Below are 15,322 nucleotides of genomic sequence, written 5' to 3' on the forward strand. Positions count from 1 at the left end.
CCCAACAAATAATTAAGCACGGTACAAACGCTCATTAATTAATTTTAATACAATATTAAACACTTGTACAATGGATAATCTGGTTGTATCAATTTGCACTGCATCATCCGCAGGCTTCAATGGCGCATGCGCACGAGCAGTATCCCTAACATCACGCTTAGCCAATTCTTCTACAACCTGCGCGAGGCTAACATTAATTCCCTGTTCTTTCAACTGTAAATAACGTCTATTTGCTCTTTCTTCTTCATTAGCATATAAAAATATTTTTAAAACAGCATCAGGAAAGACTACGGTGCCCATATCTCGACCATCAGTAACGAGTCCTGGATATTGAGCAAAATTACGCTGTCGCTCGAGTAATGCATGTCTAACCTCTTGAATCGCAGCAATTTGTGATGCATCTTGTCCGCATTGCTCACTTCGAATTTCGGAACTTATGTTTCTTTCATCTAAAATAGCTTGCGACCCATAATCAGCAGAAGATTCAAAACGTAAATTTAGTGAACGCGCAAGTGTAGTTAATTTATCTACATCATGAAAATCAATTTCATTCTTCCTAGCGGCATAAGCAAGAACACGATAAATAGCACCACTATCAAGCATATTCCATTTAAGATGTTTCGCAAGTAATTGACATAAAGTGCCCTTTCCAGTGCCGCTTGGTCCATCTAGGGTTATAACAGGTACTGCATCATTGTACATTATTAACAGATTCCTCTATTTGTAATTGAAGCTCCTTTGCCGTTTGCACAAACAAAGGAAATGAGGTAGCTACATTGACACAATTTCTAATAGTAACAGGTTCTTTAGCTACAGCCCCAGCAATTGCAAATGACATAGCAATACGATGATCGTCTCTGCTTTCAACAGTACCTCCTTGTAAGGTCCCTCCCTCGATTAGCACGCCATCGTCTAATGCATTTGCATGAATACCTAATTCATTTAGACCCTCAACCATTGCAGCAATCCGATCACTTTCTTTAAAGCGTAGCTCACTTGCACCATGCAGCGTAGTTTGTCCTTGCGCACAAGCAGCGGCGATAAAAATAACAGGGAACTCGTCTATTGCAAGGGGTACCATTTTTGGATCAATATTAATTCCTTTCAATGGTGCATACTGAACGCGTAAATCAGCCACCAATTCTTCTCCAAGTTGTCGCTGATCTAAAAGGGTAATATTAGCCCCCATTTCCAATAAAATATGCAGTATTCCAGTACGGGTTGGATTAATACCTACATTTCGAATGAGAATATCGGAGTCAGGAATAATAGTAGCTGCCACAATAAAGAATGCCGCGGATGAAATATCTCCAGGAATATCTACCTCAGTACCCATGCATTCGCTCTTGGAGTTAACCATTAAAGTATTACCAGAGCGGTGAACAGGATAAGAAAAGTTTTTTAGCATGAGTTCTGTATGGTCACGACTCACCCCTGCTTCTGTGATTCGTGTCTCTCCTTCAGCATAAAGGCCAGCCAATAGAATGCATGATTTAACCTGGGCACTTGCTTCAGGCATTATATAGTGAATTCCTTTCAGTTTTTTGCCACCTTTAATTGTTATAGGAGGTTTTCCATCTACGGTAGTAATATCGGCACCCATTTGTGTTAATGGTGTACTCACCCTCATCATCGGTCTTTTTAATAAGCTCTCATCCCCTGTCAATTGACTATCAAAAGATTGAGCAGCTAATAATCCTGCGAGCAGACGAATGCTGGTTCCAGAATTTCCACAATCAATAACGTGATCTGGTTTTTTCAATCCATGCTTGCCAACTCCATAGATTACGACTTGTTGTTCATCAGGGCCTTCTATTGTAACTCCCATTGCTTGGAAAGCTTTTAGGGTTGCCATGCAATCAACACCATCAAGAAACCCATTGATGATTGTTGTTCCCTTAGCTAAAGAACCAAAAATAATTGAACGATGTGAAATCGATTTATCACCAGGTACAGTGATCTCACCTTTAATTGACCGAACAGGTTTACTAACAAAATTAAGTACTCTCACTAACTATTTTCCTTTGCAAATTCAGACATGAACTCTATAAGCGCATCTACCCCAGCCATAGGCATTGCATTATAAAGACTCGCACGAATACCACCCACGAGTCGGTGTCCCTTCAAAGCATATAAACCTCGTAGCTGAGCTAAATGTAAGAATTCATCCTCTAATGTAGCATTTTGGAGGGAAAAACAGACATTAACTATTGAACGAACTTCAGGATCTACATGAGTAGTATAAAAATCGTTGTTGTCCAAATATTGATATAATTTACCTGCCTTTTGACAATTAAGCCGGTATATTTCTTCAACTCCGCCTTGTGCTTTTATCCAATTAAACATTTTATCCGCTAAATAACAATTAAATACGGGTGAGGTCGCATAAAGCGAATGATGCTCGGCTTGAGTTTTATAATTTAACATGGTTGGCACATAGGGTGTGGGTATTTTTTCTAATAAATCATCCCTAATAATCACTATGGTTAATCCTGCGTTTGCGATATTTTTCTGGGCTCCAGCAAAAATTAAAGCAAAATTTTTGACATCTATAGGTTCGCTAAGCAAAGCAGACGTCATATCAGCGATTAATGGAATTTCTTTAGTTTTTGGAACAAAAGGGAATCGCACCCCATTCACAGTTTCATTTGGAGTATAATAAATATAGGTTGTATTTTCTTTTAAGTCCCAACTTCTTGGATCAGGAATGGTTTTATAACCATTTTGTTCATCACTGGCAATACAATATGCTTTTTTCAAATGTTGTGCTTCAGAAAAAGCCATCTGTGACCAAACCCCAGTGACCAGATAACCTGCCTCATCTTTTGGCCCTAAAAGATTCATTGGAATCATGGCAAACTGAGTACGGGCAGCTCCTCCCAAAAATAAAACATGATAATTTGAAGGGATAAAGAGTAGTTCCCTTAAAGATTGTTCTGCACTGGATAAAAGAGCTGTAAACTCCGGACTACGATGTCCAACTTCAAGAACAGAAACGCCAAGATTTTTCCAATCGAGAAATTCTTCTTGTGCTTCCTTAAGAATAGTCTCAGGAAGCATTGAAGGACCCGCACCAAAATTATAGACTCGAGTTGTCATCGCCATTTTCTTCAATTTCAGTTATGTCATCAGACTCATTAGAATCCTCAGTATCCTCGCCCAAATCTTCAATTTTTTGCATGCCCACTACTTTTTCCCCTGGGCTAACATTAATTAGGCGAACACCCTGCGTATTCCTACCAATTACGGATAACTCATCAACTTTAAACCGTACCAGGGTACCCTTATCGGTAATCAACATGGCTTCATCTGCATCTGTAACTTGCACGGAACGGACCACTTTACCATTACGCTCACTAACCTGAATGGAAATGACACCTTGTCCACCTCGTCCAGAAACCCGATATTCCTCAATGGAGGTACGTTTTCCATATCCATTTTCGGTTGCAGTCAATATGGTTCCATCTGAATGAGCCACAACTAGAGATATTACTGCTTGCTTCTCTTCGATGCGGATACCTCGTACTCCACGGGCAGTACGGCCCATGGGTCGTACTTTACTTTCATCAAATCGTACCACTTTACCTGCATCGGTAAATAGCATGATATCTTTACTACCATCTGTAATATCAACCCCAACTAAACTGTCGTCTTCATCGAGATCCACAGCGATAATTCCATTAGATCTGGGTCTACTAAATGCATTTAACGGAACTTTTTTAACCGTTCCTTTTTTAGTAGCCATAAAGACATAATAACCTTCTTGGTACTCTCTGACAGGTAGCATGGCATTGATTTCTTCGCCTTCAGCAAGTGGTAATATGTTAATAATGGGACGACCCCTAGAGATACGACTGGCTAAAGGAAGTTGATATGCTTTTAGCCAATAAAGTTTTCCGAGGTTAGAGAAGCAAAGCAATGTGTCATGCGTACTTGCAATCACTAAACGAGAAACAAAATCCTCATCTTTAACGTTGGTCGCAGATTTACCCTTCCCCCCCCTACGTTGAGCTTGATATGCAGTTAGAGGTTGGTATTTTACATAGCCTTGATGCGATAGAGTGACTACTACATTTTCTTCAGTAATTAAATCTTCAATTGTCAAATCTTCTTGGGAGGCAGTGATTTCAGTACGGCGTTCGTCACCAAACTGAGTTTTTATATCTATTAACTCATCACGTATTACTTGCATGAGTCGCTCTGGAGAAGCCAATATTTCCAACAGCTCGCGAATTAACTGCAATAATTCCTCAAACTCACCTAAAATTTTATCTTGCTCTAATGCAGTTAAGCGATGAAGTCTTAATTCAAGAATAGCTTGGGCTTGAGCCTCTGATAATTTATATCCATGAGCTCCTAATCCAAATTCAGCAGCCAAATCATCAGGCCGTGATGCATCAGATCCAGCCCTCTCCAGCATTGACTTAACCATACCGGGTTGCCATAGCTTGGCAAGCAATCCTTCTTTAGCATCTTGAGGGGTTGGTGATTTTTTAATCAAATCAATCATTTCATCAATATTTGCTAAAGCAATTCCCAAGCCTTCTAATAAATGGGCGCGAGCACGTGCTTTCTTTAGATCAAATAAGGTTCTTCTAGTTACAACTTCTCTTCGGTGTTTAATGAAATACTCAAGAATTTGTCTCAAATTCAAAGTGCGTGGTTGACCATCAACTAAGGCAACCATATTAATTCCAAACACATTTTGCATTTGGGTATGAGCGTACAAATTATTTAAGATAACATCAGCAACCTCATTACGCTTTAACTCGATAACGACTCGCATACCTTGTTTATCGGACTCATCTCTAAGTCCAGAAATTCCTTCAATTTTTTTATCTCGCACCAACTCAGCAATACGCTCTACTAAACGGGCTTTATTAACTTGGTAAGGAAGCTCGGTAATAATAATGGCTTGGCGTCCTGAATCTTCATCGGTTTCAATTTCTGTGCGTGCCCTAATAATTGCGCGCCCTTTTCCTGTGCGATAGCCTTGTATAATTCCAGCCCGACCATTGATAATTGCAGCTGTTGGAAAATCTGGCCCAGGAATAATTTCCATAATGTCATCTAAACTTAGTTCCGGGTCATCAACCAGAGCAATGCATGCATTAATTACTTCAGTAAGATTATGGGGTGGAATATTCGTCGCCATACCTACAGCAATACCGGAAGAACCATTAACCAATAAGTTAGGTATACGTGAAGGCAAAACTACAGGGGCAAACTCTGTCTCATCATAGTTAGGACTAAAATCTACAGTTTCTTTCTCGAGGTCCGCTAATAAAGCATGGGCTACCTTAGACATTCTTACTTCGGTATACCGCATTGCCGCAGGTGCATCGCCATCTACAGAACCGAAGTTACCCTGACCATCAACCAAAAGATAACGCATCGAAAAAGGTTGTGCCATACGAACAATGGTGTCATAAACTGCGGTATCGCCATGTGGATGGTATTTACCGATTACATCCCCTACAACACGTGCAGATTTTTTATAGGGTTTATTCCAGTCATTGCCTAATTCACTCATTGCGAAAAGTACGCGTCGATGAACTGGCTTCAAGCCATCGCGAACATCAGGCAAAGCCCGCCCCACAATAACGCTCATCGCATAATCTAGATAGGATTGTTTTAATTCATCTTCGATATTAACTGGCAAGACTTCTTTAGCTAGATAAACCATAGTTTGGACGTATCCTTGACGATAAATTTTAATGATAAAGGATACCATACAGACGAATTTAATTAAATCATCTACACTAAAATGTACCTCAAGTACCGCATAACATGCAGTATCCTCCTAGGACAAGGGATAAAATGTACGGTAAATTTTAGATTCTCATCTCAACATAGATAAATTTGTTACTTTTTTACTGTTATTCTTTGAAATTCTAACCCATAATAAAATTGACTGTAAGTGCTCATTTTGTATATAGTGCCACGCACAAACAAACGAATCCTTTTCTCAGGAGAAGCAATGACAAAAAAAACAGCGAAACTTAGCCTTGAAGGGCAAGAGCCACTCGAATTACCAGTATATACACCTACGTTAGGAAATGATGTGATTGATATCACACAACTAGGTGCGCGTGGCGTTTTCACCTTTGATCAAGGTTTTTTATCGACTGCCTCCTGTGAATCTAAAATCACCTATATAGATGGTGAGAAAGGGATATTACTCTATCGAGGCTATCCAATCGAACAATTAGCCGAGAAAAAAGATTTTCTGGATGTAAGTTATCTTTTACTCAATGGCGAACTACCTAATGCCGACGAAAAGAAAAAATTTGTTAATTTAATTAATAACCATACCATGGTACATCAACAAATGTATCAATTTTTAAATGGTTTCCGACGTGATGCGCATCCAATGGCAATTATGGTTGGAATGGTTGGGGCTTTATCTGCCTTTTATCATGACACCATGGATTTAAATAATGCGGAAGACCGATTTATTTCTGCAATTCGAATGGTTGCTAAAATGCCGACTTTTGCGGCAATGAGTTATAAATACTCAATAGGATTACCCTATATATACCCTCAAAATAAAATGTCTTATGCTGAAAATTTCTTGCATATGATGTTTAGCGTTCCGACTGAAGAATCAACTCCTGATCCAGTCCTTGTACGCGCCATGGATACAATCTTTATTTTACACGCTGACCATGAGCAAAATGCATCTACCTCCACTGTTCGTCTCGCTGGATCAACAGGAGCGAATCCTTTTGCATGTATTTCTGCGGGAATCGGTGCTTTATGGGGGCCTGCTCACGGTGGTGCGAATGAGGCCTGCCTCAACATGCTTAAAGAAATTGGAAGCGTTGATCGCATTCAACATTACATCAAACGCGCAAAAGATAAGGATGATCCGTTCCGATTAATGGGGTTTGGTCACCGTGTTTATAAGAGCTACGATCCCAGAGCAAAAGTAATGCGCCAAACCTGCTATGATGTATTGGAAGCAGTAGGTGCAAAAGATGCTCCATTATTCAAACTTGCAATGGAACTTGAACGTATTGCTCTTGAAGATGATTATTTTATTGAGAAAAAACTCTATCCCAATGTTGACTTTTATTCAGGCCTGACTTTAAGTGCTATAGGAATTCCAACAAATATGTTTACAGTGGTCTTTGCTCTAGCTCGTACTGTTGGTTGGATGAGTCATTGGATGGAAATGGTTGCCACTAAATCAAGAATTGGTAGACCACGCCAGCTTTATACTGGTGAAAAAACAAGAAATGTTCCTTAGTATAATTAACTGGGTGTGGGTTTTCCAAAGACCATGCACCCAGGATCACTCGAATTCTCCAGCTCTTGTAATGCTAGGTTACACAACCTAATTTAGACTTTATCTTTTTATTTTTTGTAAAGCATGCCGCCAACCACGATATTCTTGCTCTACCTGCTCCAAAGGCCTTTGCGGTTTAAAGGATTGTTCTACATCCCAAATTGCATGCAGTTCATCCAATGAATTAAAAATTCCGCACCCCAAACCCGCTAGTATGGCTGCACCTTTTGCAGTGGTTTCAATATCTTTAGGTTTTTGTACCTCTAATTGACACTGATCAGCTAAAAATTGTAAAAACCACCGATTAACTGCCATTCCACCATCAACTCGCAATAGTGATAAATCCAATTGGCTGTCCTCTCTCATACAAAAACAGACTTCGCGTGTTTGATAACAAACCCCTTCTAATGCTGCGCGGGCAAAATGCGCTCTATGAGTGGATAGACTCAAGCCAACAATGGATGCTCCCGGAGCGGATAACCAATGTGGTGCACCTAAACCTGTAAATGCTGAAACTAAATAAACTCCCTCATTTCCATATAAGGAGCTTGCCAGGGCCTCAGTTTCATCAGAACTTGTTATTAATTTCATTGAATCGCGTAGCCATTTGACTGTGGTACCTGCATGATAAATACTACCCTCTAACCCGTATACTGTTTTTCCTTGAATTTTATAAGCAATTGTTGTTAGAAGTTTATGCTGAGATAATACGGGTTTATTACCTGTATTAAGTAATAGAAAGGCACCCGTACCAAAAGTTGCTTTTACCATACCAATTTTAAAACAGCCTTGGCCAATTAAAGCAGCTTGTTGATCTCCCGCAACTCCCGTAATAGGTAACTCATTGCCAAGCCATTGCTTATCAATAAGCCCAAAACGGCTATCACTGGCGCAAACCTTCGGTAAAACTGACTCGGGTATTTTAAAATAATCCAGTAGCTCTAAATCCCATTGTTCTTTTTTAATGTTAAAAAGCATCGTTCTCGATGCATTAGTCACATCGGTTAAATGCAAATGCTCGGTAGTTAAACGCCAGATTAGAAAGCTATCAATAGTACCAAAAGCTAGATCACCTTTCTTTGCAAGGTCATTTGCTTCTTGATTATTCTCTAGAAGCCACTTTAATTTTGTTGCTGAAAAATAAGGATCGGGAATTAAACCGGTCTTTTCTTGAATCATGGGTGCATCAATCGCCAGAGTATTGCAATATTCGGCTGTTCTGCGGTCTTGCCATACAATCGCAGGAGCAAGACATTTGCCTGACCTTTTATCCCAAATTACAGTAGTTTCCCTTTGATTTGTTAAACCACAACATAGTATTTGATCTGCTGGAACTTTTGTGACTACATCGCGCATTGCAGTTAAGGTTTTTTGCCATATTTCTTCTGGATCATGCTCGACCCAGCCTGCTTGAGGATAATATTGAGTGAGCGGATATTGACTACTGGCAACTAACCCACCACAAATATCATATATCATGGCACGGGTACTACTCGTTCCTTGATCAATTGCAAGTAAATAATTCATTGTTGCAGAGTTCCTTGTCCCAACTATTAGTGTATATTGATAGTGTATACTTTTTTTCTGGAGACCAAAACATGAATTCGGTTTTTGATGTTGCAATTATTGGCGGCGGCATCAACGGCTGTGGTTGTGCTGCAGATGCAGCATTAAGAGGATTATCCGTGGTACTTTTTGAGCAGGATGATCTAGCCTCGAAAACATCTTCCAGTAGCACCAAGCTTATTCATGGTGGATTAAGGTATTTAGAAAACTTTGAATTTGGCATGGTTAAAAAAGCAATTAATGAACGACAAAGACTTTTAGACCTTGCACCCCATTTAGTACATCCCCAACCCCTGGTTCTCCCCTATGAAAAACACATGCGTTCTGCTTGGTTTTTGCGTTTAGGGTTATTTATTTATGACCATTTAAGCGGTAAAAACCGTTTACCTAAATGCAAAATGATTTCTAGGAAGAGTAAAAAGGATTATTTCTCCTCCCTTATCGATAAACTGAACATGGGTTTTCTATTTTATGACGCAGTTACTGATGATGCTCGTTTAACTATTGTTAATGCCCTACAAGCCAAAAATCATGGAGCTAGCATACGAACTCATTCAACAGTAATTCATGCTGAAGTAGTCAATAACTTGTGGAAATTAACAATACAGCCTAAAACAGGTTCAAATTACACCCTCTATGCTAAATCAGTAATTAATGCAGCAGGACCATGGGTAAAATCAGTAGAAGAGCTCACTAATATTCCCGATCGGAAAAAAATTAGTTTAATTAAGGGAAGTCATATTATTGTACCCAAAATTTATGAGGGTAATCACGCCTATGTATTACAACATCAAGATAACCGTATTATCTTTGTCATCCCTTATCATGGGTTTAGTATGATAGGCACAACCGATATCCCATTAACAGAAAATCCTAATGAGGCTAGGATTAGCAATCAAGAAATTCATTATTTAATAGATCTGGTTAATTCATATTTTAAATGCACGATATCTGAAAAAGATATTTTCTATACTTGGAGTGGCGTTCGTGCCTTGCTTGCTCAAGAGAATAAGGAAGCCAGAGCCTTAAGTCGCGACTATTCCTATGAGGTCCACCTTAAACCTGCACCGATCGTTACAATTTATGGCGGTAAAATTACTACTTATCGTCAATTAGCGGAAGAAGTTATAGATCAGCTTAATTCAATCTTTCCACAAATTGGTTCTTCACTTACAGCCTCAACTCCCCTCCCCGGGGCCATTTTGGAGAATATGAATTTTGCGCAATATGTAGATTATGCTCAAAATAAATATAATTGGATGGATCCAAACTTACTTAATCGTTATTTATATACATATGGAAGTCGAATGGAACTATTTCTTGCCTCTTGTAAAAATCAAGAATCCTTAGGAAAGAAATACTGTACATACCTGTATCAAGTCGAGGTTGATTATTTGATATTGGAAGAGTGGGCTCAAAACTGCGATGATATACTCAAACGAAGAACCAAACTCGATTTGATAATTGATGAAAAAGGCAAGAAAGAACTCGCTACTTACTTATCACGAGTTACTTCTTTTCCTGCTGTTGAAGTTCCGCTTTTATTGCACTAACATCAACTGCTACTGCTTGTTCAACCAACTCTTTTAAAGTCGAAGCTGGCATACTGCCAGCATTTGAATAAATGACTATTCCTTCCTTGAATACCATCAGATGAGGAATCGAGCGTATTTCAAAGAAATCAGCCAATTGTTGTTCGACTTCAATATTAACTTTCGCAAATTTTATATTTGGAAACTGCTCAGCCACCTGCTCATAAACCTTAGAAAACTGTTTGCAGGGAGCACACCAGTCAGCCCAAAAATCAATGAACACAATGCTATTTTGGTCAATTAAAGATTGGAATTCTGCACTGGATACATTGAAGCTGGTCATATTGCTTCCTTAATTTCGATCGACTTAACAATTTTTTGAAAAACGTCGTCTACATCACCAGTACCGCAAATACTATGAAACTCTGGAGCACTAGGATCACCACTCTCAGCCCATGATTTATAATAGTGAACTAGAGGTGCAGTTTGACTGCGATATACTTCTAAACGTTTTCTTACTGTCTCTTCTTTATCATCTTCACGTTGAATTAAAGGCTCACCAGTAACATCATCTATCCCCTCTCGTTTAGGAGGATGGTTTTGAGCATGATAGACTCGACCTGAAGGGAGATGGATTCGACGTCCACTAATTCGCTTGATAATCTCTTCATCATCTACAGCAATTTCAATAACGTGATCTAAATAAATTCCAGCTTGTTTCAGGGCATCTGCCTGAACAATTGTTCTAGGAAAACCATCAAAAAGAAACCCGTTAGCACAATCACTTTTTTTTAAACGTTCTTTAACTAATCCAATAATAATCTCATCAGATACTAGACCACCTGTTTCCATAATTTTTTTAGCACTTTGTCCTAAGGGCGTTCCCTGTGCAATAGCTGCACGCAGCATGTCACCAGTGGAGATTTGCGGAATTTGATAACGTTCAATCAAACGCAAAGCCTGGGTTCCTTTTCCTGCACCCGGCCCACCCAAAAGCATTAATCGCATTAAAAACTCCTTAGTGATCTATATCAGTTTTAATAACTGTATATATTATTACTTATTAACCTATACAAATTCAAATGCAGCCATCGATTCAATTATCAATCCAAAGCCGCTACCTTTCTAATTTTAAAACCAAAATCGTGATTTTAATGATCTTTTACACGAATTGAGTTGCATTGCGTAAAGTTGAGAACGTGCTTTCACTTTACGTGCAACAGGAATTAACCACGATTTTCTCAAATAAGTTCTACGTTGATAGCCACCTATACCTTCATGATAGGCCAAATATAGCGCATAAGCATCTGTGCGAGGAATTCTTGCTTTTTTATAAGCCTCATTCGCATACCAACCAATAAAATCAACACCATCAGCAAAATTATCACGGGAAGCAAACCATCCCCCACAATTTTGTTTATAATGACTCCAGGTCCCATGTAATGCTTGGGTGTACCCATATGCTGACGAAGGTCGTTTCCAAGGAATGATACAAAAGAGTTTTTTCCGTGGTGGCCGAGCTCGAGCATTAAATTTGGATTCCTGATGGATAATAGCCATTTGGACGGGAATAGGAACCCGCCATCGACGCTCAACATCCTTAGCACTTCTATACCACTTTGGATGCTGTCTAAATATACTGCATACGTTGTTTATATCTGCAGGGGGATGACTAACACACGCAGTAAGAAAAAAAGTAAACAACAAAAATACGATGCGTAACTTCTTAATTTTTAATAATGCGTCCATGAGCAACCAAACAATAAAAAGATCATTTTAACAAATTTGCTAACTACAATCTACGCCTGCATTATTATCACAGGCAAGAGGGTTTAATTTAAGATGTTCTGTCCTGATTTTATTTCTTAGATCAATATTTTTCGCCAAATATATGTTCTAAGTGAGACGGTTTGCTATTTCGAAGTATTTTGGCGGGATTCCCAGCAATAACATGTGCTGGCTCGACATCGCGAATTACATTACTACTCATGCCGATAAATGCGTGCTCACCAATTTTAATCAGCTCTTTTAAACAAGAATTTGGGCCTATCCAGACTCTATCGCTGATACTGACAAAGCCGCAAACAACAACTTGAGCGCATATTATACAATTTTTGCCGATCTTAACTTCATGAGCGATGTGGCAATGTGCCGCAATTTTAGTTCCTTTGCCAATAATAGTATCCCCAGTAAAGCCCCTGCTGATATTGGTGCACGCTTGTATTTCAACATTATCTTCAATAATTAATTTGCCAATATGGGGCATAGTTATCAGATCCCCATTTTCATCTGCAATGACATATAAACCGTCGGTTCCTAAAGTACAGTGTTCATGAATAATTACATTTTTTCCAATGATGACATGTTCTGGAATACTAACACTAGGATGAATAAAGCTATTCTCCGTTCTATATTTATTAATTCTGGCTTTAGCAAATTCAATTTTTTCTGCTTGAGATTTTAAATGATTCATATCGGTACAAAGTTGTTAATTAAGTATATTTAGAGACGTCTTTATGGAACGCATCTTAACATAACGAAGTGTTATGTTGAAAAGGAATCTATAACCTCAATCAATTAATTTACCCAATAATATGCCAATATATAAGCACTAACATCATTATAAATGCTCTGGGCGCACATCGTGATTGCCGTGATTATTATCATGACAAACTCAAAATATGCTATTGTTTCTAAGAAATAAACTACTATTTCGCTGCTTTGCCCCATGTTAAGATATAGTTCATTCATAATAAGTTAAGCTGAACCAATGACCATTCTTGTATTTGATATAGAAACAATTCCAGATATTGAAGCTGGCCGGAATTTATATGATTTGCATGGACTATCTGATAAAGATACTGCAGATGCAATGTTTGCATTACGTCGCGCTAAGGTAGGTAACGATTTTTTACCTCATTATTTACAAAAAATATGTGCTATTTCTTTAGTTATGAGTCATGGTTCGCAAATAAAAGTCTGGTCTTTAGGTGATGAGTCCTCTGATGAAAAAGACCTAATAACCCGGTTTTTTTCTGGAATCGACAAACATACCCCAACATTAGTCAGCTGGAACGGCAGTGGCTTTGATTTGCCTGTGTTACATTACCGCGCATTGGTACACGGGATCACCGCCCCTACCTATTGGGAAGTCGGTGAAAATCAACAGAACTTTCGTTGGAACAATTACTTAAGTCGTTTTCATTACCGACATCTTGATCTCATGGATGTAATTGCAGGATATCAAAATAAAGCTTTTGCTCCGCTGGATGAAATCTCCAGCATGCTTGGATTCCCTGGGAAAATGGGTATGAGTGGTTCTAAAGTATGGGAACAGTATTTATTAGGACAACTAAAAAGTATTCGTGACTATTGTGAAACAGATGTACTCAATACTTACTGTGTTTTTTTACGATTTGAATTAATGCGCGGTGTGCTTCAAAATGATGAATATAACCATGCACTGGAATTACTCAAAATATATTTAAAATCCGAGCAAGAAAAAACACACCTACAAGAATTTTTGAATAACATGGCATAAAACAGTCGAAAGTAGATGTTTTCGCTTGGCGACAGCGAAAAAAAACTGGGGATATGAGAGATATTATATTCCCAGGTTCTGCTGAGCTGCCCCAAAACTACTTGATTTTCAGAAAGGCCGATGACCGTCAAAAGTGTTTTCCAAACGATCTGCCTCAATAATATTTAATGCATCTTTATATCCTTTGCTTTGCAAATTCTCCACAGTCTTTGCAAAACGCTCTATCCCTAAGTTTCGATATTCATCCATACTTACTGATTTTGCCTCATTTGCTAGTTGGGTCCAAGACCAAAGAGTAATCCACCACTCTACAACAGGTTTATAAGCGGTATACCATGCCCATATTGAATCTGAGGGCTTTTCTTTACCGAAATATGCACTTAAATAAGCTAATTCTTGTTCTTTGCTGAGTTTCGATTCTATAGCAAAATAAGCAAGGTCCCACATAAAATCGTTGTTGCTTGAGTATTCCCAATCAATTTGATAGAACCTTTCTTGCTTGTTTGTTCCCTCAACTGCCCTCATATAGTTTAAAGGCGTCGAATCATTATGACATGGGCACATTTCAATTTTATAAGAAGAAAATAATTTCTTTAAATAAGACATTTGTTCTATTACAAACTCAACTTTCTCAGGAAAAGCAAAATTTTTAAGTTTTAATTGTTGGAGCAATTGCTCATTACGCTCGAACACAGCAGTATCATTGTCAAAGCGTTCTGAGGCATGAAGTTTTTTTGCCATACCAGCTAAGGTTTGTAATATACCATCTCGTTGTAATGTTTCCTTATCTAAATTCTGAACTCCCTCTATGAATTTAGTAAGTTGTAAGCCATCCGGTCCAACGTACTCTATAGGAACATTAAGTCCTAATATTGATGCCTTATGAGCATTTTTTGCTTCATCCTTACGCGATACTGAAAATAACGATACATCTCCCGGAATTCTTAATACCCACCGTTGCGGTTTTTTACGTTCAATAATAACTGGATTGATCCCAGGAATTTTTGCAAGGTATTTAGAGTAATCTTGTTCAGTTTGTACCCTATAAACAATATTTGTCATGCCACCTGACATTAATTTTAATCTTAATACATCAAGTCCCACTTCAGAAAGCATTGGAATGCGATGAATTGTTGGCAATAAACTCATGTATTTTTGAGTTAAATCGACCATTTTTTTCCATTTATGATTTACCAAGGACGCCTTGAACTGCGAAGTTGGATCAAGTAGACTAAGAATGTAAATCATTAAATGTTCATTAATTCTCGGTTTGCCACTATCTTCGCCAAAAAAATGCCATTTCATAAGATTGTTTTGAAAATTGAACATCAAACGAGTATATAAAATTTAGACACAGATTTACAAGACAGCACACTTAAAGAAAAAAATAAA

13 protein-coding genes are annotated in these 15,322 nt (G+C 38.4%); 3 read left to right on the plus strand and 10 right to left on the minus strand.

Going from position 1 to position 15,322, the window contains the following annotated elements:
- Window positions 1–12: 12 nt before the first annotated feature.
- The 4 genes from cmk to gyrA are packed head-to-tail and all read right to left on the minus strand — an operon-like array spanning window position 13 to window position 5,686.
- Complete coding sequence (gene cmk, locus ACWTE2_RS01335; protein WP_454783830.1) at window positions 13–702, minus strand: (d)CMP kinase; 690 nt, start codon at window positions 700–702, stop codon at window positions 13–15.
- A complete protein-coding gene (aroA, locus tag ACWTE2_RS01340; protein ID WP_454783831.1) occupies window positions 692–2,011 on the minus strand; it encodes a 3-phosphoshikimate 1-carboxyvinyltransferase in 1,320 nt (439 codons plus the stop codon). The genes cmk and aroA overlap by 11 nt, the downstream gene beginning before the upstream one ends.
- Window positions 2,011–3,099, minus strand: coding sequence for a 3-phosphoserine/phosphohydroxythreonine transaminase (gene serC / locus ACWTE2_RS01345; RefSeq protein WP_454783832.1), 1,089 nt, complete (start codon window positions 3,097–3,099; stop codon window positions 2,011–2,013). Before serC ends, aroA begins: the two co-directional genes overlap by 1 nt.
- On the minus strand, window positions 3,080–5,686 hold the full coding sequence (gene gyrA, locus ACWTE2_RS01350) for a DNA gyrase subunit A (protein ID WP_454783833.1): 2,607 nt from the start codon (window positions 5,684–5,686) through the stop codon (window positions 3,080–3,082). Before gyrA ends, serC begins: the two co-directional genes overlap by 20 nt.
- A gap of 294 nt (window positions 5,687–5,980) precedes the next feature.
- On the opposite strand from gyrA, the gene gltA reads away from it, so the two are divergent.
- The gene (gene gltA, locus ACWTE2_RS01355; RefSeq protein ID WP_182390778.1) at window positions 5,981–7,252 is read left to right on the plus strand and encodes a citrate synthase; all 1,272 of its coding nucleotides are present in this window, start codon (window positions 5,981–5,983) and stop codon (window positions 7,250–7,252) included.
- A gap of 99 nt (window positions 7,253–7,351) precedes the next feature.
- Here gltA and glpK read toward each other — a convergent pair whose 3' ends face one another.
- Window positions 7,352–8,818, minus strand: coding sequence for a glycerol kinase GlpK (gene glpK, locus ACWTE2_RS01360; RefSeq protein ID WP_454783834.1), 1,467 nt, complete (start codon window positions 8,816–8,818; stop codon window positions 7,352–7,354).
- Between the two features lie 71 nt (window positions 8,819–8,889).
- Here glpK and glpD point away from each other — a divergent pair, with 71 nt between their 5' ends.
- A complete protein-coding gene (gene glpD, locus ACWTE2_RS01365) occupies window positions 8,890–10,410 on the plus strand; it encodes a glycerol-3-phosphate dehydrogenase (protein ID WP_454783835.1) in 1,521 nt (506 codons plus the stop codon).
- Here glpD and ACWTE2_RS01370 read toward each other — a convergent pair.
- The 4 genes from ACWTE2_RS01370 to ACWTE2_RS01385 all read right to left on the minus strand — a co-directional run bounded on the left by ACWTE2_RS01370 (window position 10,367) and on the right by ACWTE2_RS01385 (window position 12,862).
- Window positions 10,367–10,732, minus strand: a complete 366-nt coding sequence (locus ACWTE2_RS01370) for a thioredoxin family protein (protein WP_454783836.1) — start codon at window positions 10,730–10,732, stop codon at window positions 10,367–10,369. The genes glpD and ACWTE2_RS01370 overlap by 44 nt on opposite strands.
- Entirely contained in the window at window positions 10,729–11,397 is a 669-nt protein-coding gene (gene adk, locus ACWTE2_RS01375) for an adenylate kinase (protein ID WP_454783837.1), read from the minus strand. The genes ACWTE2_RS01370 and adk overlap by 4 nt, the downstream gene beginning before the upstream one ends.
- Window positions 11,398–11,520: 123 nt before the next feature.
- The gene (locus tag ACWTE2_RS01380; RefSeq protein WP_182390784.1) at window positions 11,521–12,138 is read right to left on the minus strand and encodes a transglycosylase SLT domain-containing protein; all 618 of its coding nucleotides are present in this window, start codon (window positions 12,136–12,138) and stop codon (window positions 11,521–11,523) included.
- 121 nt (window positions 12,139–12,259) lie between these two features.
- Window positions 12,260–12,862 carry an LbetaH domain-containing protein gene (locus ACWTE2_RS01385; protein ID WP_454783838.1) on the minus strand — a complete coding sequence of 201 codons (603 nt, stop codon included), beginning with the start codon at window positions 12,860–12,862 and terminating at the stop codon, window positions 12,260–12,262.
- A gap of 297 nt (window positions 12,863–13,159) precedes the next feature.
- On the opposite strand from ACWTE2_RS01385, the gene ACWTE2_RS01390 reads away from it, so the two are divergent.
- Window positions 13,160–13,930 carry a 3'-5' exonuclease gene (locus tag ACWTE2_RS01390; protein ID WP_454783839.1) on the plus strand — a complete coding sequence of 257 codons (771 nt, stop codon included), beginning with the start codon at window positions 13,160–13,162 and terminating at the stop codon, window positions 13,928–13,930.
- Window positions 13,931–14,038: 108 nt separating this feature from the next.
- On the opposite strand, the gene ACWTE2_RS01395 is transcribed toward ACWTE2_RS01390, so the two are convergent.
- Window positions 14,039–15,235, minus strand: coding sequence for a phosphotransferase (locus tag ACWTE2_RS01395; protein ID WP_454783840.1), 1,197 nt, complete (start codon window positions 15,233–15,235; stop codon window positions 14,039–14,041).
- Window positions 15,236–15,322: the final 87 nt, after the last annotated feature.

It is taken from the genome of Legionella nigrisilvae (assembly GCF_977063395.2).